The 21,127-nt window shown below is 64.5% G+C and carries 22 protein-coding genes; 11 read left to right on the forward strand and 11 right to left on the reverse strand.

Annotation, left to right across the window (positions count from 1 at the left end; all coding sequences use genetic code 11):
* Positions 1-62: 62 nt before the first annotated feature.
* Together mce and ACGYKA_RS16185 are read left to right on the forward strand one after the other, a co-directional pair.
* Positions 63-467 (forward strand): methylmalonyl-CoA epimerase, encoded by a 405-nt coding sequence (gene mce / locus ACGYKA_RS16180; RefSeq protein ID WP_067261515.1) that lies wholly within the window; start codon positions 63-65, stop codon positions 465-467.
* 2 nt (positions 468-469) lie between these two features.
* Positions 470-763 (forward strand): DUF1467 family protein, encoded by a 294-nt coding sequence (locus tag ACGYKA_RS16185; RefSeq protein WP_067261517.1) that lies wholly within the window; start codon positions 470-472, stop codon positions 761-763.
* Here the strand turns inward: ACGYKA_RS16185 and ACGYKA_RS16190 are convergent.
* From ACGYKA_RS16190 to trpS, 4 genes are all read right to left on the reverse strand, one after another.
* Positions 696-1,430 (reverse strand): EI24 domain-containing protein, encoded by a 735-nt coding sequence (locus ACGYKA_RS16190; RefSeq protein WP_394413836.1) that lies wholly within the window; start codon positions 1,428-1,430, stop codon positions 696-698. The two genes, ACGYKA_RS16185 and ACGYKA_RS16190, sit on opposite strands and share 68 nt — an antisense overlap.
* Entirely contained in the window at positions 1,421-1,993 is a 573-nt protein-coding gene (locus ACGYKA_RS16195) for a nitroreductase family protein (protein ID WP_394413833.1), read from the reverse strand. Before ACGYKA_RS16195 ends, ACGYKA_RS16190 begins: the two co-directional genes overlap by 10 nt.
* Before the next feature lie 9 nt (positions 1,994-2,002).
* Positions 2,003-3,109: a class II histone deacetylase gene (locus tag ACGYKA_RS16200; RefSeq protein ID WP_394413830.1), complete on the reverse strand. Its 1,107-nt coding sequence runs from the start codon at positions 3,107-3,109 to the stop codon at positions 2,003-2,005.
* A 208-nt stretch (positions 3,110-3,317) separates the two neighbouring features.
* Positions 3,318-4,334: a tryptophan--tRNA ligase gene (trpS, locus tag ACGYKA_RS16205; RefSeq protein ID WP_394413827.1), complete on the reverse strand. Its 1,017-nt coding sequence runs from the start codon at positions 4,332-4,334 to the stop codon at positions 3,318-3,320.
* A 75-nt stretch (positions 4,335-4,409) separates the two neighbouring features.
* On the opposite strand from trpS, the gene ACGYKA_RS16210 reads away from it, so the two are divergent.
* The gene (locus ACGYKA_RS16210; RefSeq protein ID WP_209217008.1) at positions 4,410-5,096 is read left to right on the forward strand and encodes a rhomboid family intramembrane serine protease; all 687 of its coding nucleotides are present in this window, start codon (positions 4,410-4,412) and stop codon (positions 5,094-5,096) included.
* On the opposite strand, the gene murJ is transcribed toward ACGYKA_RS16210, so the two are convergent.
* The 4 genes from murJ to ACGYKA_RS16230 form a co-directional block, all read right to left on the reverse strand.
* Complete coding sequence (gene murJ, locus ACGYKA_RS16215) at positions 5,093-6,634, reverse strand: murein biosynthesis integral membrane protein MurJ (RefSeq protein ID WP_394413824.1); 1,542 nt, start codon at positions 6,632-6,634, stop codon at positions 5,093-5,095. The two genes, ACGYKA_RS16210 and murJ, sit on opposite strands and share 4 nt — an antisense overlap.
* Positions 6,635-6,743: 109 nt before the next feature.
* Positions 6,744-7,295: a CHAP domain-containing protein gene (locus tag ACGYKA_RS16220; protein ID WP_271688937.1), complete on the reverse strand. Its 552-nt coding sequence runs from the start codon at positions 7,293-7,295 to the stop codon at positions 6,744-6,746.
* Positions 7,296-7,419: 124 nt separating this feature from the next.
* Positions 7,420-10,200 (reverse strand): [protein-PII] uridylyltransferase, encoded by a 2,781-nt coding sequence (locus tag ACGYKA_RS16225; protein ID WP_394413821.1) that lies wholly within the window; start codon positions 10,198-10,200, stop codon positions 7,420-7,422.
* Between the two features lies 1 nt (position 10,201).
* Positions 10,202-11,383 carry a penicillin-binding protein activator gene (locus tag ACGYKA_RS16230; RefSeq protein WP_394413818.1) on the reverse strand — a complete coding sequence of 394 codons (1,182 nt, stop codon included), beginning with the start codon at positions 11,381-11,383 and terminating at the stop codon, positions 10,202-10,204.
* A gap of 87 nt (positions 11,384-11,470) precedes the next feature.
* On the opposite strand from ACGYKA_RS16230, the gene rsmI reads away from it, so the two are divergent.
* The 4 genes from rsmI to ACGYKA_RS16250 all read left to right on the forward strand — a co-directional run bounded on the left by rsmI (position 11,471) and on the right by ACGYKA_RS16250 (position 14,704).
* Positions 11,471-12,328 carry a 16S rRNA (cytidine(1402)-2'-O)-methyltransferase gene (rsmI, locus tag ACGYKA_RS16235; RefSeq protein ID WP_394413815.1) on the forward strand — a complete coding sequence of 286 codons (858 nt, stop codon included), beginning with the start codon at positions 11,471-11,473 and terminating at the stop codon, positions 12,326-12,328.
* Between the two features lie 22 nt (positions 12,329-12,350).
* Positions 12,351-12,749: a YraN family protein gene (locus tag ACGYKA_RS16240; RefSeq protein WP_394418344.1), complete on the forward strand. Its 399-nt coding sequence runs from the start codon at positions 12,351-12,353 to the stop codon at positions 12,747-12,749.
* Positions 12,750-12,854: 105 nt separating this feature from the next.
* Positions 12,855-13,790, forward strand: coding sequence for a glutathione synthase (gene gshB / locus ACGYKA_RS16245; RefSeq protein ID WP_394413809.1), 936 nt, complete (start codon positions 12,855-12,857; stop codon positions 13,788-13,790).
* Positions 13,787-14,704: an alpha/beta hydrolase gene (locus tag ACGYKA_RS16250; RefSeq protein ID WP_394413806.1), complete on the forward strand. Its 918-nt coding sequence runs from the start codon at positions 13,787-13,789 to the stop codon at positions 14,702-14,704. The genes gshB and ACGYKA_RS16250 overlap by 4 nt, the downstream gene beginning before the upstream one ends.
* Here ACGYKA_RS16250 and ACGYKA_RS16255 read toward each other — a convergent pair.
* The 3 genes from ACGYKA_RS16255 to cobU all read right to left on the reverse strand — a co-directional run bounded on the left by ACGYKA_RS16255 (position 14,667) and on the right by cobU (position 17,356).
* Positions 14,667-16,184: a YifB family Mg chelatase-like AAA ATPase gene (locus tag ACGYKA_RS16255; protein ID WP_394413803.1), complete on the reverse strand. Its 1,518-nt coding sequence runs from the start codon at positions 16,182-16,184 to the stop codon at positions 14,667-14,669. The two genes, ACGYKA_RS16250 and ACGYKA_RS16255, sit on opposite strands and share 38 nt — an antisense overlap.
* A 72-nt stretch (positions 16,185-16,256) precedes the next feature.
* Entirely contained in the window at positions 16,257-16,838 is a 582-nt protein-coding gene (locus tag ACGYKA_RS16260) for a histidine phosphatase family protein (protein ID WP_271688944.1), read from the reverse strand.
* A complete protein-coding gene (gene cobU / locus ACGYKA_RS16265) occupies positions 16,835-17,356 on the reverse strand; it encodes a bifunctional adenosylcobinamide kinase/adenosylcobinamide-phosphate guanylyltransferase (RefSeq protein WP_271688945.1) in 522 nt (173 codons plus the stop codon). Before cobU ends, ACGYKA_RS16260 begins: the two co-directional genes overlap by 4 nt.
* A 98-nt stretch (positions 17,357-17,454) precedes the next feature.
* Between cobU and ACGYKA_RS16270 the strand changes: the two genes are divergently transcribed.
* The 4 genes from ACGYKA_RS16270 to ACGYKA_RS16285 all read left to right on the forward strand — a co-directional run bounded on the left by ACGYKA_RS16270 (position 17,455) and on the right by ACGYKA_RS16285 (position 21,107).
* Positions 17,455-18,333 (forward strand): RNA polymerase factor sigma-32, encoded by an 879-nt coding sequence (locus ACGYKA_RS16270; RefSeq protein WP_394413800.1) that lies wholly within the window; start codon positions 17,455-17,457, stop codon positions 18,331-18,333.
* 81 nt (positions 18,334-18,414) lie between these two features.
* On the forward strand, positions 18,415-19,608 hold the full coding sequence (coaBC, locus tag ACGYKA_RS16275; RefSeq protein WP_271688946.1) for a bifunctional phosphopantothenoylcysteine decarboxylase/phosphopantothenate--cysteine ligase CoaBC: 1,194 nt from the start codon (positions 18,415-18,417) through the stop codon (positions 19,606-19,608).
* Positions 19,609-19,617: 9 nt separating this feature from the next.
* The gene (dut, locus tag ACGYKA_RS16280) at positions 19,618-20,070 is read left to right on the forward strand and encodes a dUTP diphosphatase (RefSeq protein ID WP_271688947.1); all 453 of its coding nucleotides are present in this window, start codon (positions 19,618-19,620) and stop codon (positions 20,068-20,070) included.
* Positions 20,070-21,107 (forward strand): HesA/MoeB/ThiF family protein, encoded by a 1,038-nt coding sequence (locus ACGYKA_RS16285; RefSeq protein WP_394413797.1) that lies wholly within the window; start codon positions 20,070-20,072, stop codon positions 21,105-21,107. The genes dut and ACGYKA_RS16285 overlap by 1 nt, the downstream gene beginning before the upstream one ends.
* The last annotated feature ends 20 nt before the right edge of the window (positions 21,108-21,127 follow it).

The raw sequence follows: 21,127 nt of genomic DNA on the forward strand, positions 1-21,127 counted from the left end.
GACGCATTGTTGTTTACCGGGGCGGCGGGCATAAAGCTGGCAAATCACGAGGAGCATTCAGGATGATCGGACGTCTTAACCATGTGGCCATCGCGGTGCCGGATCTCGAAGCGGCGGCGGATCAGTATCGCCACGCGCTTGGTGCCAAGGTCGGCGCGCCGCAGGCCGAACCGGATCACGGGGTGACCGTGATCTTTATCGAACTGCCGAACACCAAGATCGAATTGCTGCACCCCTTGGGCGAAGACAGCCCGATCAACGGCTTTCTGGAAAAGAACCCCGCAGGCGGCATCCACCACATCTGCTATGAGGTCGAGGACATCCTCGCCGCGCGGGACCACCTGAAATCCACCGGCGCGCGGGTCTTGGGCTCAGGCGAGCCGAAGATCGGGGCGCATGGCAAGCCGGTATTGTTCCTGCACCCCAAGGATTTCAACGGCGCGCTCGTCGAGCTTGAGGAGGTCTGATCATGGGGATCGTTTCGGGGCTCGTCCTCTTTGCCGTCATCTGGTCGATGACATTCCTGATCGCCCTGCCGATCCGGGTGCAAACCCAAGGCGACGCGGGCGAGGTGGTGCCGGGCACCCATGCAGGCGCGCCCGAGCAGCATCATCTGGGCCGCAAGGCGCTGTGGACCACGCTGGTTGCCGCGATCATCTGGGCGATCAGCGCGACGATCATCCTGTCGGGCTGGATCAGCGTGGCGGATATCGAAGGCTGGCTGCATCCGAATGCGGCACCAACGCATGGTACAGGTGGGTAAAGGTCGCCGCGCCTAGGATCGGGATCAGCAGGTTCAGCAGCGGCACCGAAAGCGGCACCGCCATCAGCACCCCGGCCATCCAGATCGTGCCCGCATGGCGGCGGCGCAGACGCTTGGTCTCGTCTCGCCCGTGGCGGCGCAGCGCGGCAAGGGTGAAATACTCCCGCCCCAGCAGAAACCCGTTCAGCCCCCAGAAAATGAATAGCGCCGCTGGGGCGAAGAGCAGGTAAAGCACCAGCGCCAGCAGGTTCGCCCCCACCAGCACGCCCATGAAATTGACCGTATCGCGGATGGCGTCGCCCATGCTGACTTGGTTCGCGGGGGGCAGATGGGGGTAGTGCACCTCTTCCACCGCATCGGCCACCTCATCGAGAAACATCGAGGTGATCGCCGAGGCCACGGGCACCATCAAAAAGACCGAGAGCACCATGAGCAGGATCAGCGCGCTCCAGCTCAGCAGATCGTCGAGCCAGTTGACCTCGCCCAGCACGGGCAGCCATGCGTCCTCGGGGGTCACCCAGTCCACCAGATAGGCAAAGCCCGCCGTGGCCGCGATCAACAGCGCCAGCGACAGGCCTACGCCCAGTAGTACCACCTTGCGAAAGCGCGCATCGCCCAATTGGCCAAGCGCGCGGGTGAATGACCTGAGGATCGCGCTTACAGCCATGTGGTGATCCCGTCGATGTCCGGGCGCGGACGCTCCGGCGGGGCGGTGGTTTCGGTGCCGATGTGAATGATGCCCGCGATGCGCTCATGCGGGGCGAGGGCCAAGCCCTCTTCCATAAAGCCCCGGTCATGGGCGGGCCAACCGCTCAGCCAATTGGCGCCCCAGCCTGCGGCGAGGGCGGCATTCAGAAGCGCAAGGCAAACCGCCCCGGCGGAATAGGTCTGCTCCAGCGGCGGGATCTTGGGAGAGGGTTTTTGCACCTCGATCACCGCCACGGCGAGGTTGCCCTGATCGAACTGCCCGCGCCCTTTGGTGATGTCCTCGGCCCCAAGGCCAAGCGCCGCGCCGCGTGTCTCGACCACCTCGGCCAAACGCGCCATCGCGGCACGGTCGATGACCACGAAACGCCAAGGCTCCAACTTGCCATGATCCGGCGTGCGCGCAGCGGCGGTCAGAAGCGGGCGCAGGGCCTCGGCATCGGGCACCGGCAGGCCCAGCGTCTTGGCCGGGCGCGAGCGGCGGTTTTGCAAAAAGGCGAGGGCGGAAGGATCAGCTACGGGCATCGGGGTCTCTTACAGGTCCAGTTGCTGCGCCATATCGTCAATCGACTGGCGGAGGAAGGTATCAAAGGCGGGCGAGGGTTGGCGCGCATTCAGCGACCGCGCCATCGGGTCCGGCGCGTCAATCTCGCTGCCGCTCAGTGCGGCGATCGTGGCATGGCCGCAGAAGGGGACATAGGCCTCCGAATAGCCGCCCTCATGCAACAGCACCAGCTTGCCGTCGCAAAGCCGCTCGGCGGTGCTGCGGATGCGTTTGGTCATCTCGGCAAAGGTTTCGGCGGTGGCCTGCATTCGCCCCAGCGGGTCGATGATCGCCGCGTCATAGCCGCAGGCGACGATGATCATGTCGGGGGCGAAAGCCTCGATCGCTGGGATCACCACGCGGTCCATCGCATGAAGATAGGCGGTATGGCCCGAGCCTGCGTGCATCGGCAGGTTGATGTTATAGCCTTCGCCCGTCCCGCGTCCGCGCTCCGTCAGGCCGCCGGTGTCGATGGGGTAATTCCCCTCTTGGTGGAGCGAGATGGTCAGCACGTCATCGCGGTCATAATAGATCGCCTCAGTCCCATTGCCGTGGTGCACGTCCCAATCCAGTACGACGACGCGCTTTGCCAGCCCCTTGGCCTGCGCGGCCTCAATGGCGATGGCGATATTGGCGAGAAGGCAGAAACCGTTGGGCAGGTCCGGCATGCAGTGGTGCCCCGGCGGGCGGCTGAGGGCATAGGCATTCTGAAGCTCGCCCCGCGCCACGGCATCGACGGCGGCGATGGACAGCCCGGCAGAGAGCGCGGCCAGTTCATAGCCGCCACGGGCGAAGGGCACCGCATGGCCCAGCTCACCACCCCCCGCATCCGAGAGGCGTTTGAAGTCATCAAGATAGGTTTCGAGATGCACCCGCGCCAAGGCCTCACGGCTGGCGGGGGCAGCGCTGCGGGTGTCGAGTTCGGCGAAGAGCCCGGTCACCTCCATCAGGTTCTTCATCCGGCGCTTGGTCTCGGGGTTTTCCGGCAGGCCCCCGGCGGCGAGGGGCTGCACCAGCCCGCCCACCGGCATGGTAAAGACGTAGTTGCCCCCTGCGTGCCAAAAGCAGCGTTCGTCCCAGAAAAAACCTGTGGTCATCTTGTGCTCCCCTTCATCCTTGCCTGGAAGGTGGCGTAGGGCGGCGGGATTGTCCATGGCGCGGGGGGCTCACGCGGGCGGTGGCGCGTGAGGTGGGTGCGGGATTTGGTATTTGGGAAAGGATGAAGGGGAAGGGGGCGCTTTGGGTGGAAAGCGGGGGGCTTGGGGTGGCCCTAGCGCCTTTGGGGGGCGCTAGGGTTTTTGGTGGTTAGCCGACCATGCCGACGATCTCATAGGTGCGTTTGAGGATCGGGGCGGTGATCTCGCGCGCTTGTTCCGCGCCGCGGGCGAGGATGCGGTCGATCTCGGCCGGGTCGGCCATCAGGCGCTGCATTTCGGCGGTGATCGGGCCCATTCTGGAGACGGCCAGTTCCGCCAGCGCAGGCTTGAAGGTGCCGAATTGCTGGCCGCCGACTTCCGCCAGCACCTGATCGACGGATTGGTCGCTGAGGGCGGCGTAGATGTTCACGAGGTTGCGCGCCTCGGGGCGGTCCTTCAGGCCCTCAGCTTCGGACGGGAGGGCGTCGGGGTCGGTTTTCGCCTTGCGGAACTTCTTGGCGATCGTGTCGGCATCGTCGGTCAGGTTGATGCGGCTCGCGGGCGAGGGGTCGGACTTTGACATCTTCTTGGACCCGTCGCGTAGGGACATGACGCGGGTGGCCGCGCCTTCGATCACCGGTTCGGTGAGCGGGAAGAAGTCGACGCCGTAGTCGTGGTTGAACTTCGCGGCGATGTCGCGGGTGAGCTCAAGGTGCTGTTTCTGGTCCTCGCCCACCGGCACATGGGTGGCGTGGTAAATCAGGATGTCGGCGGCCATCAGCGCGGGATAGGCAAAGAGGCCCAGCGAGGCGGCCTCGGCGTTCTTGCCGGCCTTGTCCTTCCACTGGGTCATGCGGCCCATCCAGCCCATGCGCGCGACGCAGTTGAAGACCCAAGCCAGTTGCGCGTGCTCAGGCACTTGGCTTTGGTTAATCAGGATGGATTTTTCAGGGTCGATGCCCGAGGCGATGAAGCCGGCGCAGAGCTCGCGGGTGCTTTTCTTCAGGTCCGTCGGGTCTTGCCAGACCGTGATCGCGTGCAGGTCCACCATGCAGTAGATCGATTGCACGCCTTTTTCCTGCGCATCGGCGAAACGTTTCAGCGCGCCCAGATAGTTGCCCAGATGCAGGTCGCCCGAGGGCTGAATGCCGGAAAACACGCGCGGGGTGAATTGGGTCTCTGACATCTGGAGGCACCTCTGGGCTGGAAAGTCTTGCGCGGCAGGCTTACTTCTGGCCGCGAACCCCGTCAAGGAGCGCCCATGCAAGACCCAGACCTCCAGCCCCCCGTGAACCCGCTGCCGCCCGCGGTTGTCATTCTGTTTCTGGCCATTGCCGGGGTCGAGGTGGTGCTCTCTTTGGCCGAGGCCGGGCTGGTGGGCGGCCCCGCTGCCGTAGGCTGGCGGCTGGCGCTGGTGCGCGACTTCGGCTTCTCGGGGCTGATTTTTGACGCGATGATTGGCGCAGGCCAGTACCCGATCGAACATATCTGGCGGGTGGTGACTTACCCCTTCATCCATCTGGGCTTTACCCATGCGATCTTTGCCGTGGTGCTGCTTTTGGCCTTGGGCAAGATGGTGGCCGAGGCGATGGGGCAATTGGCGTTTGTGGTGATCTTCGTGCTGTCGGGGATCGGCGGGGCGCTGGTTTACGGGGCGCTGTTGAACGATCCGGTTTGGCTCGCCGGGGCCTATCCCAATGTTTACGGATTGATCGGTGGATATAGTTTCGTGATGTGGCGGCGGTTGCTGGGCTCGGGCGGGCCGCAGTATCAGGCCTTTACGCTGATCGCGCTTCTGATGGGGTTGCAGCTGTTCTGGGGAATCTTTTTCGAGACTGGTTTCCTCTGGGTGGCGGAACTGGCCGGGTTCATCTGTGGTTTCGGGCTGAGCTTTCTGGTCGCGCCCGGGGAATGGGCGCGACTGCGGGCGCGGTTGCAGCAGCGTTAACCGCGCCGCATTGCCGATTTGAACTCCGACAGGCGGAATGCGCCGATCAGCTGGCCGACACCGAAGTAGCTGAGTGCCGCGATGATAAGCAACAGCACTAATGCCAGCCCGCGCCACCACGGCAGGCCAAGCATCGGTTGCAGCGCAGCATTGCCCAGCCAGAGCGCGCCGCCCATGGCGACAGAGGCGATGAGGATGCGCCAGATGCGTTTGTGAAACCGCGCGTCGAATTTAACGGCGTCGCCAAAGCGCCGTGCGCCGATGGCGAGGCAGGCAAACATCGCCCAGCCCGCGAGCGTCGTGGCGACCGCCGGGGCGATCCAGCCGATGAAGGGGGCAAGGCCGATGGCGAGCGCTGCGTTCACCACCATGGCGATCACAGCGAAATGGAAGGGGCGGCGGGTGTCTTCGCGCGCGAAATAGACCGGTTGCAGGATTTTTTGCAGCACGAAGGAAGGCAGGCCGAGGCCGTAAACCATTACCGCCGTGGCAATCGCGGCGGTGTCATCGACGCCCGAGGCGCCGCGTTCGAACAGCACGGTGACCAGCGCGAAGGGGATCACGATCAGCGCGACCGACGAGGGGATCGTCAGCGCCAGCGAAATCTCGGCGGCGCGGCTGAGCGCGGTTTGCGCGCCTGCGTCGTCTCCGGCCCGCAGGCGGCGCGACAGGTCGGGCAGCAGCACGATGCCCACGGCGATGCCCACCACGCCCAAGGGAAGTTGATAGAGCCGGTCGGCGGCAAAGAGCCATGAGACGGCCTTGTCATATTGGCTGGCCACCAATTGCCCGACCACAAGGTTGATCTGCATCACGCCCGAGGCCAGCGCGGCGGGCAGGGCGATGACGATCATCGCGCGCATGTCGGGGGTCCAGCGCGGGCGGGAGGGGCGCAGCGGGAAACCCGCTTGGGCCGCGGCGCGCCATGTCAGCGCCAGCTGTGCCACACCGGCGACGGGGATCGACCAGATCAGCCAAAGCGCCACTTCGCCCCCGGTGAGGGCGGCAAAGGTCATGGCGGCGATGACGAAGATGTTCAAGAGCACCGGTGCTGCGGCGGCCACGGCAAAGCGCCCAGTGGCGTTGAGGATGCCCGAGAACAGCGCCGACAGCGACATGCAGAGGATATAGGGAAAAGCGATGCGGCCAAAGGCGACCGTCATGTCAAAGCGCGGGTCTCCGACGAAACCTTCGGCGGTCAGCCAGACCAAGCCGGGCATGAAGATCATGCCCAAAGCGGTCAGCGCCAGCACCACCAGCGACAAGCCGTTGAAGGCATCGCGGGCGAATGTCCCGGCGCCTTCCTCGCCCTCCAGCTTTTTGGCGAACATCGGCACGAAGGCCGCGTTGAACGCGCCCTCGGCAAAGAAGCGGCGGAACATATTGGGTAGGCGAAAGGCGGCGACGAAAGCGTCCATGACAGGGCCGGGCCCGATGAGCGACAGCAGCAGCACTTCGCGCAGGAAGCCAAGCACGCGGCTCAGCAGGGTCCAGACCCCGACAGTGAAAAAGCCGGACATAAGACGGATAGGTTTCATCGGAGGAGCCTTAAATTGCGCTGCGGTGATCCCTAGCGCGGGCGGTCACCCGGTGCAATCGCGGTGAGCGGCAGGAAATGCCCCGCCACCCGCTGGGGCAAGGCGGCGCTTATCCCCCCGTGGGGTAGATGAACCCATTGATCGGATAGGTGCTGCCAAAGGCGCCCGGCTGGCTTTCCAAGCGCACGGCGGACCAGTCGTTGTCGTCGGAGACGTCGATCACCGCCATTTTCAGCGAAACCTCGTTGCGCTTCCAATTGGCGTGATCCACCCGGATTTCGCGGGGTGAGACGATGTCGGAAACCACAGCGATATGGCCCATCGGCATGGAGCGGGTGGCGCTGAAGGCCATCACAGCACCGACGACAGGGGCATCGCCGCGCGGGTAAAGCCCCTTGGCCTTGCCCCACCATGTCTCCGCATTGCCGCGAATCTGGATGCCGCTGACATTGCGGGCGAAGGGCACGCACCAAACGCGCTGGCCCTTGGCGCGCATGTCTTTGGCGGTCTGGACGGCCATGAAATGCCGCTGGGGATCGATGCCGCCGAAATCATAGGTCTGCGGGAGGTCAGGCGCTTTGGCGCAGGCTGCCGTGAGAAGAAGTGTGGCGCAAAGGGCCATCAGGCCCCGGTTCGGCAGTGCGGCGCGTGTCACGCTCATATGTCCCTCATTAATGGAATCCCGTCTCAGCGGCGGGTTGCAGGGATTTTGAGGATCTGTTGCGCAAAGCAAAGCGACCAAAGAGCGGGTGGCGAAAACCCGCCGATGAGGCGGAGGCGGGGGGTTAGCCCTCCGCCCGCTGGACCCCTGCGGCAATCGCTTCGCGCAGGCGTTTCTCCAAGGTGCGCTGCTTGGCCTCGGTATAGTATTTCAGGCCGAACATATCCTTGACGTAGAAGGTATCGACCACCTGTTCGCCATAGGTCGCGATCACCGCATTGGCGATATAGACGTTGGAGGCCGCCAAGGTGCGCGTCAGATCATAGAGCAGACCGGGCCGGTCCCGGGTGTCGACCTCGATGATCGTGTAGATTTCCGAGCCTTCGTTGTCGAAGGTGATATGCGTGGGCACCTTGAAGGCGCGTTCGCGTTTCTTGACCTTGTCGCGGGATTTCAGCGCGTCGCGGGCAACGATCTCGCCGCGCAGGGTCTTGAGGATCATCTCGCGCAGCCGCGGCAGGCGGCTGGCCTCATAGGGTTGATCCTCGCTGTCCTGAATCCAGAAAGCGTCAGTTACGAAACCATCCTTCGTGGTGTAGCTGCGCGCATCCACCACATTGGCGCCGACCAGCGCCAGCGCGCCTGCAAGCCGGGCAAAGATGCCGGGGTGATCGGCCATGACGAAACAGGCCCGCGTCGCACCGCGGTCTTCGTCGGGGTGCAGATCAATGCGAATATCATCATTGCCGATGTCGCGCAGCAGTTCCGCAAAGGCGACATGGGCGGTGACATGCAGACCCTGCCAATAGGGCGGATAGTGGCGGGCCGTCTCGCGTTGCAGGTGTTTGCGCGGCCAATCGGAGAGCGCGGCGCGCAGGGCTTTCTTGGCCTCCGCGCCTCGGTTTTCGCGGTTGAGGTCTTCGAGCCCGGTTTCCAGCGCCCGCTCGGTCTGGCGATAGAGCGCGCGGATCAGCACCGCTTTCCAATTGTTCCATGTGTTCGGCCCGACGCCACGAATGTCGCAGACCGTCAGCACGCAAAGCAGGTCGAGCCGTTTGACCGTCTGCACCGCCTTGGCAAAATCGCGCACTGTGCGCGGATCGGCGATGTCGCGTTTCTGCGCCATGTCGGACATCAGCAGGTGATAGCGCACCAGCCATTCCACCGTGTCGACCTCATCGCGTTTCAGCCCCAACCGCGGGCCAATGCGCCGTGCCAGTTTCGCGCCGATGATGGAATGGTCCTCGGGCCGCCCCTTGCCGATGTCATGCAGCAGCAGCGCGACATAGAGCACCTTGCGGTTCACACCGCGTTTCAGGATCGAGGAGGCGACGGGCAGTTCCTCTTCCAACTCGCCTTTTTCGATCCGGGCGAGGTTGGCGATGCATTGGATGGTATGTTCGTCCACAGTGTAGGAGTGATACATGTTGAACTGCATCATCGCCACGATCGGCTCGAACTCGGGGATGAAGGCGCCCAAGACGCCCAATTCATTCATCCGCCGCAGGGAGCGTTCGGGATTGCCGTGTTTCAGCAGCAGATCAAGGAAGATGCGGCGCGCCTCGGGCGTGCGACGCATGTCATCGTCGATCAGCGCGAGGTTGGCCTTGATTAGCCGCATCGCATCGGGGTGGATCAACATGCCTGTGCGCAGCGCTTCTTCGAAGATGCGCAACAGGTTCAGCTTGTCTTGTAGAAACTCTTCGTCGTCCTTCACCGCGATGCGGTTGTGGACCACCTGAAACCCGTCGCGGATTTTCGGGCGGCGGCGGAAGATGCGTTCCAGCAGCGGTTCGGCCTTCATATGGGACGCTTCGAGCCCGCTGACGAAGATGCGTGTCAGATCCCCCACCGCGGTGGCATGGCGGAAATAGGCCTGCATGAAGATCTCGACGCCCCGCCGGCCCCCGATGTCCTGATAGCCCATCGCTTGGGCGACCTGCACCTGCATGTCGAAGGTCAGCTGTTCCGTCGCGCGCCCGGCAATCAGGTGGAGGTGCCCCCGCACGGCCCAGAGAAAGGCCTCGGCCTCGCGGAAGGTGTCGTATTCATCGGCGCGGAAAACGCCGAGATCGACCAGATCCGCGACCCGGTCGACGTCATGGATGAACTTGGCGATCCAGAACAGCGAATGCAGATCGCGCAGCCCGCCTTTGCCTTCCTTGACGTTTGGCTCGACCATATAGCGCTCACCCTGTTTCAGGTGGCGGTTGTCGCGCTCTTCCAGTTTCGCTTCGATGAAATCCTTTCCCGCGCCTGAGAAAAGTTCGTTCTTGAGCCTTTCGGAAAGCTCTTGCGCAAGGGTCACATCGCCGTCGATGAAACGGTTTTCCAGCAGGGCGGTCTGAATGGTGAAATCATCCGCTCCTAGCCGCAGGCAGTCTTCGATGGTGCGGGTGGCGTGGCCGACCTTCAGCTTCAAATCCCACAGGATATAGAGCATCGATTCGATCACGCTCTCCGACCAGGCGGTGGCCTTGTAGGGGATGAGGAACAGCAGATCGACATCGGAAAAGGGCGCCATCTCTCCCCGGCCATAGCCGCCGACGCCAATCATGGCGAGCCGTTCACCCTCGGTCGGGTTCGGGTTGGGGTGCAGCACCTGCGTGGCGATCTGCAAGACGCAGCGCAGCAGCTGGTCGGTGAGATAGGTGTAGGAAGAGGTCATCGCCCGCGCGTCGAAGGGCGATTCAGCAAAGCCTGCCGCAATGGCCTTGCGGCCCGCCTGCTGGGCTTCTTGGATCAGGGGGACGATCTCGGCCCTGAGGGCTGCGCCCTCCAGCGTGCTGTCGCGCTGGGCGAGGGCCTGCCAGATGGCCGTGTCGTCAAAGATTTGCTCGGGCGCGCAAATCAGGCGCGGGTGTCGACGCGCGCCTGATGTTGTTGTCGGTTTCGCGAGGTCCAATTCAGAAACCAGCCCCGCCAAAGCCGCGCGGTGCCGGGTCGAGCACGACGACGCGGTTGTCGCGGATCGTGGCCACGGCCAAGGCGCGTTCGTTGGTGCCGTCGCGGCGCAGGCGGAAGATGCCGCTGGCGCCTTGGAAACCCGCCCCTTGGGTCAATGCGGCCCCGGAAAGCGCGTTGGATTTGCCGCCCTTCACCAAGGAGCCGATTGCCGCGATCCCGTCAAAGGCCAGCCCGGCCAGAGGGTGCGGATCACTGCCATAGGCCGCGGTGTAACGGTTCGAGAAGGCACCGCTCGCCGCCCTGTCGGGCAGGGCAAACCAGCCGCCCTGAACGCCGGGCAGTTCCAGCGTTTGGGCGGGGATGTCCCAACGGGTCAGACCGACATATTGTGTGGTCGCCGATTGGATGCCGGCCTCGGGCAGAAGCTGCGCGAAAAGCGGCAGAGCACTGGCCGAGGAGGTGGTGAGGAAGAGCGCATTGGCGCCGCTGCCTTCGATGGTTGCTTTGACGCGCGGCACGGCGGCCACGACCGACTCTTGGCTCAGCGCGTAATCGACGGTGCCTGCCAGCGTCGCGCCATTGGCGCTGATCGCCTGAATGATTGCGTCACGGCCCAACTGTCCGGCAAGGTCCTGACCATGCAGCACGACCATTTTGTCTTTGCCGTTGCGCTTTGCAAAGCTCACCAACCGGTTGGCGGTATTGGCAAAGGTCGGCCCAAGCACGAAGACATTGCCGCCCGCGATGGTCGGGTTGTTCGAGAAGGAGATCACGTTGACCCCGGAGGAGGCCACGGCCACCCCAGCCGCATTGGCCGCTTCGCCGTAAACCGGGCCAAGGATGATCTTGGCCCCTTCATTCACCGCCTGCGCAGCGACGGATGCGGCTGTGCTGGCATTGCCTGCGGTGCCATAAACGCGCAGGTCGATCTGGACGCCATCCAGATCGCGCATCGCAAGACGCGCGGCGTTTTCGAGGTTCTTGGCCAGCAACTCATCACCGGCCGTGCCGCCCCGCGGAACCAAGAGCGCCACGGGGACGGGGGCCGCAGGGTCAATGCGCGGGCCGCCGGAATTGGCGCCGCCCGTGGCGACAGGCTGACAGGCCGCCAGCAGGACCGCGAAGAGCGGCAGCAAGAGCAGGTGCATCTTCTTGCGGATGGCGCGGAAACAGGCAATCATTTGTATTCACTCCCCGGTGGTGGCAAGACGACGATGGTCGCCGGAACATGGCCGCGATCATAGTGACTGCGAAAGGCGGGTCCAGCGTTGAAATTTGACAAGACAGAGCTAGCCCCGGGACTTTATTTCGTGGGCGTCCCCATCGGCACCGCGCGCGATATCACGCTGCGCGCGCTCGACACGCTGGCCTCGGCGGATCTGCTGGCGGCAGAGGACACGCGCAGCCTGCGGCGGCTGATGGAAATTCATGGGGTGCCGCTTGATGGACGCAAGGTGCTGGCGCTGCACGATCACAGCGGCACATCGGTGCAAGAGCGGCTGATCGCGGCCATCCGCGAGGGCAAATCGGTCGCCTATGCGTCGGAGGCGGGCATGCCGCTGATCGCCGATCCGGGGTTTGAATTAAGCCGCGCCGCAGCCGAAGCGGGCGTGATGCAGACCTGCGCGCCGGGACCATCGGCCGTGCTGACCGCGCTGGCCTTGGGCGCCCTGCCGACGGATGCATTTTTCTTTGCGGGTTTCCTGCCCAATAGTAAATCGGCACGCATCGCGGCGCTGGAAAAGCTGCGCGACGTGCCGGGAACACTGGTGTTCTACGAATCACCCAAACGGCTCGGCGCCATGCTGCGCGATGCGGCAACCGCACTGGGCGCGGGGCGTAAAGCGGCAATGTGCCGGGAGTTGACCAAGAAATTCGAAGAGATTCAGCGGGGTACCCTCGAAAACCTCGCCGAGCTTTATCAAGTGAAGGCGCCAAAAGGCGAAGTGGTCGTGCTGATTGATCGCAGCCGTTCAGACTCTGTTAATCACCTTGACCTAGAAACAGATTTGCAACGGGCGCTTACAGATATGTCGATGCGTGACGCTGTCGATTTGGTGGCGCAGGCCCATGGCCTGCCACGGCGGCAGGTCTATCAAGCGGCATTGGCGCTCGGCAAAGGTTAGAACGCGGATCGGAGCGATGAAAATGGCGCAGGGCAATACGGGGATACGAACTGCGGCCAAACGCCAACGGGGGCGCATGGCCTATCACGCTGGGATCGCCGCCGAGAACCGGATCGCGCAAGACTATGAAAGGCGCGGTTTTGCCATCGTGCGCCGCCGTTGGCGCGGCCGCGCTGGTGAAATTGATTTGATCCTGCGCGATGGGGCTGCCTTGATCTTTGTCGAGGTGAAACAAAGCCGTAGTTTCGCACGGGCCGCCGAAAGCCTTTCCGCCCGACAGATGCAGCGCATCTACCGCTCCGCCGAGGAATTTCTTGCCGGCGAACCTGCAGGAAGCTTGACCGAGGTGCGCTTTGACGTGGCGCTTGTCGATGGGCAGGGGGCCACCGAAATCATCGAAAACGCCTTTGGCCACGGCTGACCCATTGCGCATAGGCCCCTGCTGCGCCATCTAAGAAGCGATCCCAGAAGCCTGCACCGTCGGTCCGGGTCGGATCACGACAAAGGTAAGCAGCGGGGGACGCCGATGAAAATCGCCTTTCAAATGGACCCGATCGGGGACGTGAACATCAATGCCGACAGCAGCTTTCGGCTGGCCGAAGAGGCGCAGGCGCGGGGGCATGAGCTGTTCTTCTACACGCCCGATCATCTGGCGTACCAAGAGGGGCGGATCACCGCGCGGGGCTATGACTTTACCGTGCAGCGCGTGCAGGGCGATCATGCCCGGTTCGGAGAAGAGCGCGAGGTCGATTTGGCGGATTTCGACGTGGTCTGGCTGCGCCAAGACCCGCCTTTCGACATGCATTACATCACCTCGACCCACCTGCTGGACCGGCTGAAAGAAACCACATTGGTGGTCAACGATCCCTTTTGGGTCCGCAATTACCCCGAGAAACTTCTGGTTCTCGACTTTTCGGATCTGACGCCGCCCACCACGATTGCGCGCGACCTTTCGACCATCAAAGCCTTCAAGGCGAAGCATGGCGATGTGATCCTGAAACCGCTTTACGGCAATGGCGGTGCCGGTGTGTTCCGGCTGGACGCCAATGATCGCAACCTCACCTCCCTGCATGAATTGTTCACTGGCTTCTCGCGTGAGCCGCTCATCGTTCAGAAATTCCTGCCTGCCGTGTCCAAGGGTGACAAGCGCGTCATTCTTGTGGACGGGGAGCCGGTGGGCGCGATCAACCGCGTCCCGGCGGAGGGCGAGACGCGGTCGAACATGCATGTCGGCGGGCGGCCTGAGAAGGTCGGGCTGACCGAGCGCGATCTGGAGATCTGTGCGGCCATCGGGCCATTGCTCAAGGAAAAGGGCCAAATCTTTGTCGGGATCGATGTGATCGGCGATTATCTGACCGAGATCAACGTGACCTCTCCCACCGGCATTCAAGAGCTGGAACGGTTCGATGGCGAGAATGTCGCCGGAAAAATCTGGGAGGCGATTGAGGCTAAGCGCGGGTGAGCCTGCGCCAGCATCTTCTGAACCGCTGCCTGCGTCTGACAGAGAAACCTTTGCTGGCCCATGCAAACCCGCAATTCCTGCGGGCCACGATGGAGATGCAGGCGCGGCTTTTTTTCAAGGGGCCGCGCGAGGTGCATGCGGAATGGCGTGATTTGCCGGGGGCGGGATCGGCGCTTTGGCTTACGCCGCCGCAGGCCTCCCAAGGGCGTGTGATCCTCTACGTCCATGGCGGCGGGTTCGTGTTTGGCAGCCCGGAGACGCACCGGGCGATGGTCGCGCGCCTTTCCCTGCTGACTGGCGCGCGGGCGGTGCTGCCGCGCTATGCGCGCGTGCCGGAAGCGGCCTTTCCCAAACCTGCGCACGACATCCGCGCGGCGTGGTATGCGCTGCGCCAGATGGGCTTCGCCGCGGGGGACATCGTGGTTGGCGGCGACAGCGCGGGCGGCGCGCTGGTTTTCGATCTTCTGGCGCAGCTCTGCCGCGAGGGGGCGGCGCTGCCTGCTGGCGCCTTTGGGCTTTCCCCCTTGTTGGACCTGACGTTTTCAGGCCCAAGTTTCACGCAGAATGCCGAAAGCGACGTGTTGTTGCCCGCCGCCCGCGCGACGGAAATGGCGCGGCTCTATCTTCAGGGGCAGGATGCGGAGAGCCCCCGGGCGAGTCCCATTCTTGCGGATTTCAACGGCGCACCGCCCGTCTGGCTCACCGTAAGTGACAGCGAAATCCTGCGTGATGACAGCCGCCGATTGGCGGCCCGTCTGCGCGAAGCGGGCGTGTCGGCCATTTTGCAGGAGGTCCATGACCTGCCGCATGTCTGGCCGCTGTTTCAGAACCACCTGCCCGAGGCGCGGCAGAGCCTCGCGGCCCTCGCCGATTGGATCAATGCCCTGCCGCCGGATCGGGCAGGCGAAAGCTGATCGCCTCGGCCATATGGGGGCGGCGGACCTCGGGTTCCCCCGCAAGGTCGGCGATGGTGCGCGCGACACGCATGACCCGGTGATACCCACGCGCTGACAAGGAAAACCGTTCTGCTGCGCGCAGGAGCAGCGTGCGTGCTTCGGCATCCGGGCTGACGACGGTTTCGAGCAGGTCACCCGCCGCATCGGCATTGGCCGAAATCCCGTCATGCGGCGCGTAGCGCGTGGATTGAAGCGCCCGCGCGGCGGCGACCCTTGCCGCGACCTCGGCCGAGGTCTCGCCGTTGGCGGGCAGGTTGAGGTCGCTGTAGCTGACGGGCGGCACGTCGACGCGTAGGTCGAACCGGTCCATCAGCGGGCCGGAGATACGCCCGAGATAGTCTTCGCCGCAGGCCGGGACACGGGCGCAGGCGCGGGCCGGGTCGGGCAGGTAGCCGCATTTGCAGGGGTTCGCCGCCGCGACGAGCATGAAGCGGCAAGGGTATTTCACATGGGCATTGGCCCGCGCGATCATGACCTCGCCAGTCTCGATCGGTTGGCGCAGGGTTTCGAGGACCGTGCGGTTGAACTCGGGGAACTCATCCATGAACAACACGCCGTTATGGGCCAGAGATGCCTCCCCCGGTCGCGCCTGCCGACCGCCGCCGATGATGGCGGCCATTGAGGCCGTGTGATGCGGCTCACGAAAAGGGCGGCTGCGGGAAATGCCGCCCTCATCCAGCAGCCCGGCGAGGGAGTGGATCATTGAGGTCTCCAGCGCCTCGGATGCCGTCAGCGGCGGCAGGATGCCGGGCAGCCGCGCGGCCAGCATGGATTTCCCCGACCCCGGCGTGCCGACCAGCATCAGGTGATGCCGCCCGGCGGCAGCGATTTCCAACGCGCGTTTGGCGCGTTCTTGGCCCTTAACCTCGCGCAGGTCGCGGCCCGCCAATGCGAGGGGCACTTCGCCCGGCTCGGCGGGGGCGATCGGTACTTGCCCGGTATAGTGGCGCACCACGTCGCCCAGATTGGCGGCGGCGATGATCTGTGTCTTGCCCACCCACGCGGCCTCCGCCCCCGACCCCGCGGGGCAGAGCAGGCTTCGGTCCTCGGCGGCGGCGGCCATGGCGGCGGGCAGGGCGCCGACCACGGGCATCAGCGTCCCGTCGAGCGAAAGCTCCCCCAAGGCCACTACATTCTGGGTAATGTCATCCGGCAGGATATCCAGCGCCGAGAGCAGCGCCAGCGCGATGGGCAGGTCGAAATGGCTGCCTTCCTTGGGCAGGTCGGCGGGGGAGAGATTGACGGTGATGCGTTTGGACGGCAGCGCGATGGCCAAGGCGCTGAGCGCCGTGCGCACCCGGTCGCGGGCTTCCGAGACGGCCTTGTCCGCCAGTCCGACGATCGAAAAGCCTGGCAGCCCGGCGGTGACCGCGCATTGCACCTCGACGATGCGGGCGTCGACCCCTTGAAATGCGACCGTATAGGCCCGCGACACCATTACCCCTGCTCCGTCTTGCTATGGTTAATCGGTAGGCAAAACGGGTTTAGGAATGGTTAACGGCGCTGTGGCTCAGGGCGTATGATTGATCCCTTCAACCCGCCATTGGCCGTTGTCGTGGGACAGATGCGTCACCGAAAGGTTGTCGATCTTATGGGCCATCGCCTCCAGCGGGCCGCCGCCTTGGGCCTGCTGCACCTGCGTGAGGATCACGCCGAAATGGGCCACGGCGATCACATGGGCATTGGGGCGGGCCGCGTTGATCCGTGCCACAACTCGGTCGACGCGCGCCTTGGTCTGGTTCCAGCTTTCGCCCTCGGGGGCCATGACATCGCCGGGGGTCTCCCAATAGGCGCGGCTGAGGTCCGGGTCACGCGCGGCGACTTCGGAGAAATGCAGCCCGTCCCAAGCGCCGAAATGCAGCTCTCGCAGCCCATGCTCATGGGGCAGGCGGCGGCGGGCGGGCTGGGCCAGCGCATCCGCCGTATGCACAGCGCGGATCAGGTCCGAGGAGACGAGCAGCGCCTCATCCGGCAGGTGCAGGTTCAACCGTGCCAGTCGGGGCGCATCGGAAAGGTCCGCCGGGACATCGCGCCAGCCGACGAAGTTCTTCTCATGGGTCGGGCCGTGGCGCACCCAGTGCCAAATGGTCATGGCATCTCCCCTTTCAACAGTTGCGGCAGGCCGACGACGACCTGCACCACCGTCTCGGCCTCGGCGGCCAAGGCGATGTTGAGCCGCCCCTGCGCCTCGCGGAATTGGCGGGCCATGGCGTTTTCGGGCACGATGCCTTGGCCGACCTCATTCGAGACCACGACCCAATGCGCGGCGCAGCCCCGCAGGGCCTGCAAAAGCTGCGCCTGCGCGGCCTCCAGATCGCTGCCTTCCATCAGGTGATTGCTCAGCCACATGGTCGCGCAGTCGATCAGCACGATTTCGCCGGCGGGCAGTTTCGCCAGCGGTTCGGTCAGATCTAGCGGGCATTCGACGGTGCGCCACCCCGCATCGCGCCTTGCTTGATGCTTGTTCACGCGTTCTTGAACTTCGTCATCCCAGATGCGACCAGTGGCGAGGTAAGTCTTTGACATGCCGATGGAATTTACGAGGGCCTCTGCCCATTCCGACTTGCCCGAGGCCGCCCCGCCTAGGGCAAAGGTAGTTCTAGGCAACATCTTCTCACCAAATATTTGAACCAAATGGCATGTCTCTGCGTATCTCCACCAAAGGCCCATCACAAGGTGCGCCGCGCATTTCTCAAGGGGGATACCAAATGTCATTGCAAACCGCTCGCGAATTTTCACTCACCCGCACCGCAATGAAGGCCGAATTGCTCGATGCCGAGACGGAGTTGGAATTGGCCTATGCGTGGCGCGATCACCGGGATGAGGCCGCGTTGCACCGTTTGATCACCGCCTACATGCGTCTGGCGATCTCGATGGCGGGCAAGTTCAAGCGCTACGGCGCGCCGCTGAACGATCTGATCCAAGAGGCCGGTCTGGGCCTGATGAAAGCCGCCGACAAATTCGACCCCGACCGCGGCGTGCGTTTCTCGACCTATGCGGTTTGGTGGATCAAGGCGAGCATTCAAGACCATGTGATGCGCAATTGGTCGATGGTGCGGACAGGGTCGACCTCCTCTCAGAAATCGTTGTTTTTCAACATGCGACGCGTGCAGGCCCGTTTGGAGCGTGAGGCCACGGCCATGGGCGAGACGTTGGATAAGCACCAGCTGCGCCAGATGATTTCGACCGAAATCGGCGTGCCGCTGCATGATGTCGAGATGATGGAAGGCCGTCTGTCAGGGTCGGACTATTCGCTGAACGCCACGCAGAGCGCTGAGGATGAGGGCCGCGAGTGGATCGAAGCACTGGCTGACGAAAGCGCGCAGGCGGCGGAGCGTGTCGAGGAAGAGCATGACACGGCGCAGCTGCGGAACTGGTTGCTGGCGGCAATGCAGGGTCTGTCCGAGCGTGAGCAATTCATCGTGCGCGAACGCAAACTGCGGGATCCTGCGCGTACTCTGGAAAGCCTCGGCGATGAGCTTAGCCTCAGCAAAGAGCGGGTCCGCCAGCTTGAAGCCGCGGCCTTTGGCAAGATGCGCAAGTCCCTCGAGATGCAATCGCGTGAGGTCTTTGCCTTTCTGGCCTGACCCCATATCGCGATGCCCGCCAGGGCTGGCAGATTTCGCCGCCCCGGATTAAGGTCTCCCTAATGCAAACGGGGGGCCTTTATGCTGTCGGGCAAACATATTCTGCTGATCATCGGCGGCGGCATTGCCGCCTATAAATCCCTCGATCTGATCCGGCGTCTGCGCGAACGCGGCGCCAAGGTCACACCGGTCCTGACCCGCGCGGGCGAAGAGTTTGTCACCCCGCTTTCCGTATCTGCCTTGACCGGGGTGAAGGTCTTTCGCGATCTTTTCGACCTCGGTGATGAGGCCGAGATGGGGCATATCCAGCTCAGCCGCGCGGCGGACCTTTTGGTGGTTGCCCCCGCCACGGCAGACCTGATGGCCAAGATGGCGCAGGGGGCGGCGAATGATTTGGCCTCAACCTTGCTTTTGGCCACCGATACGCCGGTGCTGCTGGCACCTGCGATGAACGTGCGGATGTGGCAGCACCCCGCGACGCAGCGCAACATCGCTACTCTGCGCGGCGATGGCATCACAATGGTCGGGCCGAATGACGGTGACATGGCCTGCGGCGAATACGGGCCGGGACGGATGGCCGAACCGCTTGAGATTGTCGCGGCAGTCGAGGCGCGGCTTGGGCAGGGGCCGCTTGCGGGCAAGCGCATCCTCGTCACCTCCGGCCCCACGCATGAGCCGATCGACCCGGTGCGCTATATCGCCAACCGCTCCTCGGGCGCGCAGGGCACGGCGATCGCGCGGGCGCTGGCGGATCTGGGGGCTGAGGTCGTTTTTGTAACCGGCCCCGCCGAAGTCGTCCCGCCCGAAGGCGTCGAGGTGGTGCCGGTGCAAACGGCGCAAGAGATGATGCAGGCGGTAGAGGCCGCACTGCCCGCGGATGCCGCTGTCTTTGCCGCCGCGGTGGCCGATTGGCACGTGCAGGGGGCAGGGGACCGTAAGCTGAAGAAATCGAAAGACGGGCTGCCCAGCCTGACTTTCGCGGAAAACCCCGACATCCTGAAAACCGTCAGCCAGCGCGGCGAAGGTCGCCCACCGCTCGTCGTAGGCTTCGCCGCCGAGACCGACGACGTGCTGGCCCATGCCACCGCGAAACGGGAGCGCAAGGGCTGTGACTGGATCGTCGCCAATGACGTCTCCCCCGCCACCGGCATCATGGGCGGGCGCGAGAATGCCGTGACACTGATCACCGAGACCGGGGCCGAGGATTGGCCGCGCATGGGCAAAGATGCCGTGGCCGCCCGTCTGGCCGAACGTATCGCCGCGGCACTTGCCTGAGGGGGCGCTATGACCACGATCAAACTCTGCTGGGCCGATGGCGCGGACCGCAGCCTGCCACTGCCCGCCTATGAAAGCGCCGGGGCGGCGGGGGCGGACCTGCGGGCCAATCTGCCCGGCGGCACGGTCACCTTGGCCCCCGGCGCCCGGGCGCTGATCTCCACCGGGTTGCAGATGGCGATCCCGCAGGGGTTCGAGGTGCAGATCCGCCCGCGCTCGGGTCTCGCGCTGAAGCATGGGATCACCCTGATCAACAGCCCCGGCACCATCGACAGCGATTATCGCGGCGTCGTGGGGGTGATCATGGGCAATATGGGGGCGGAGGCCTTCACCGTCGAACATGGCATGCGCATCGCCCAGATGGTCGTGGCCCCGGTGGGGCAGGCGGGCTTCGATCTGGCCGAGCGCCTTGATGAGACCCCGCGCGGCGCGGGCGGGTTCGGCTCGACGGGGGCGCGGTGATGCTGGCTGTTTTGATTATCGCGGCGGCGCTTTGGTTCGGCGGCGGCTTCCTCGGCCTGCCGCGCGGGCTGCGCGCGGGGCTGATCGGGCTGATGTATCTGGCGTTGGTCGCGCTGCATCTGCTGTTTCCGGCCACCCACCCGCTGCGGCTCGCCACCGGCGGCAGTGCCGCGCCTTGGCTGCTCTTGGGCGGTTTCATCGTGCTGGTGCTGCTCTACCGGCAGGGGCTGGCGACCCTGCGCGCGCGCGCCACGCCGGACGCGCCGACTGAAGACCCCACCTCGGGCCGTTTTTCGGAGAGTGAGTTGAACCGCTACGCCCGGCACATCGTGCTGCGTGAGGTCGGCGGCCCCGGGCAGAAGGCGCTGAAAAACGCAAAGGTGCTGGTGATCGGCGCGGGCGGTCTCGGCGCGCCCGTATTGCAATATCTCGCCGCGGCGGGCGTCGGCACCATCGGGGTGATCGACGATGACGCGGTCGAGAACGCGAACCTGCAACGGCAGGTGATCCACAAGGACGCCGCCATCGGCACGCCCAAGGTCTTTTCCGCGCAGGCCGAAATGCTGGCGCAGAACCCCCATGTCACCGTGCGCCCCTACCACCGCCGGCTGACCGACGAGATCGCCGAGGAACTGGTGGCCGACTATGACCTCGTGCTCGACGGGACCGACAATTTCGACACCCGCTACCGGGTGAACGCGGCCTGCGTCGCGACGGCCACGCCGCTCATCTCGGGGGCGCTCAGCCAGTGGGAAGGGCAGCTCAGCATCTTCGATCCCGCCCGCGGCGCGCCCTGTTATCGCTGCATCTTCCCCGAAGCGCCGGCGGCGGGGCTTGCGCCCTCCTGCGCCGAGGCCGGGGTGATCGGGCCACTGCCCGGCGTGATCGGCACGATGATGGCGCTGGAGGCCGTGAAGCTCATCACCGGGGCAGGCAGCGTGCTGCGCGGCGAGATGATGATCTACGACGGGCTTTATGGCGAGACCCGCAAGATCGGCCTCAAACGCCGCGCGGGTTGCGAAACCTGCGGCGGGTGATTGCAAGTCACCCCGGCGCG

Origin of the sequence: Sulfitobacter sp. 1A15106 (assembly GCF_043556995.1) — a bacterium.
Taxonomy (GTDB): Bacteria; Pseudomonadota; Alphaproteobacteria; order Rhodobacterales; family Rhodobacteraceae; genus Sulfitobacter; species Sulfitobacter faviae.

Bases quoted from the DNA above. Each gene is read 5' to 3' on its own strand.
- mce (WP_067261515.1), top strand. From the start codon at position 63: ATGATCGGACGTCTTAACCATGTGGCCATCGCGGTGCCGGATCTCGAA.
- murJ (WP_394413824.1), bottom strand. From the start codon at position 6,634: ATGAAACCTATCCGTCTTATGTCCGGCTTTTTCACTGTCGGGGTCTGG.
- ACGYKA_RS16260 (WP_271688944.1), bottom strand. From the start codon at position 16,838: ATGACCATTTGGCACTGGGTGCGCCACGGCCCGACCCATGAGAAGAAC.
- dut (WP_271688947.1), top strand. From the start codon at position 19,618: ATGACCACGATCAAACTCTGCTGGGCCGATGGCGCGGACCGCAGCCTG.
- ACGYKA_RS16190 (WP_394413836.1), bottom strand. From the start codon at position 1,430: ATGGCTGTAAGCGCGATCCTCAGGTCATTCACCCGCGCGCTTGGCCAA.
- ACGYKA_RS16200 (WP_394413830.1), bottom strand. From the start codon at position 3,109: ATGACCACAGGTTTTTTCTGGGACGAACGCTGCTTTTGGCACGCAGGG.
- ACGYKA_RS16240 (WP_394418344.1), top strand. From the start codon at position 12,351: ATGGCGCAGGGCAATACGGGGATACGAACTGCGGCCAAACGCCAACGG.
- ACGYKA_RS16210 (WP_209217008.1), top strand. From the start codon at position 4,410: ATGCAAGACCCAGACCTCCAGCCCCCCGTGAACCCGCTGCCGCCCGCG.
- ACGYKA_RS16285 (WP_394413797.1), top strand. From the start codon at position 20,070: ATGCTGGCTGTTTTGATTATCGCGGCGGCGCTTTGGTTCGGCGGCGGC.
- ACGYKA_RS16255 (WP_394413803.1), bottom strand. From the start codon at position 16,184: ATGGTGTCGCGGGCCTATACGGTCGCATTTCAAGGGGTCGACGCCCGC.
- ACGYKA_RS16195 (WP_394413833.1), bottom strand. From the start codon at position 1,993: ATGCCCGTAGCTGATCCTTCCGCCCTCGCCTTTTTGCAAAACCGCCGC.
- trpS (WP_394413827.1), bottom strand. From the start codon at position 4,334: ATGTCAGAGACCCAATTCACCCCGCGCGTGTTTTCCGGCATTCAGCCC.
- gshB (WP_394413809.1), top strand. From the start codon at position 12,855: ATGAAAATCGCCTTTCAAATGGACCCGATCGGGGACGTGAACATCAAT.
- ACGYKA_RS16220 (WP_271688937.1), bottom strand. From the start codon at position 7,295: ATGAGCGTGACACGCGCCGCACTGCCGAACCGGGGCCTGATGGCCCTT.
- ACGYKA_RS16185 (WP_067261517.1), top strand. From the start codon at position 470: ATGGGGATCGTTTCGGGGCTCGTCCTCTTTGCCGTCATCTGGTCGATG.
- coaBC (WP_271688946.1), top strand. From the start codon at position 18,415: ATGCTGTCGGGCAAACATATTCTGCTGATCATCGGCGGCGGCATTGCC.
- ACGYKA_RS16270 (WP_394413800.1), top strand. From the start codon at position 17,455: ATGTCATTGCAAACCGCTCGCGAATTTTCACTCACCCGCACCGCAATG.
- cobU (WP_271688945.1), bottom strand. From the start codon at position 17,356: ATGTTGCCTAGAACTACCTTTGCCCTAGGCGGGGCGGCCTCGGGCAAG.
- ACGYKA_RS16230 (WP_394413818.1), bottom strand. From the start codon at position 11,383: ATGATTGCCTGTTTCCGCGCCATCCGCAAGAAGATGCACCTGCTCTTG.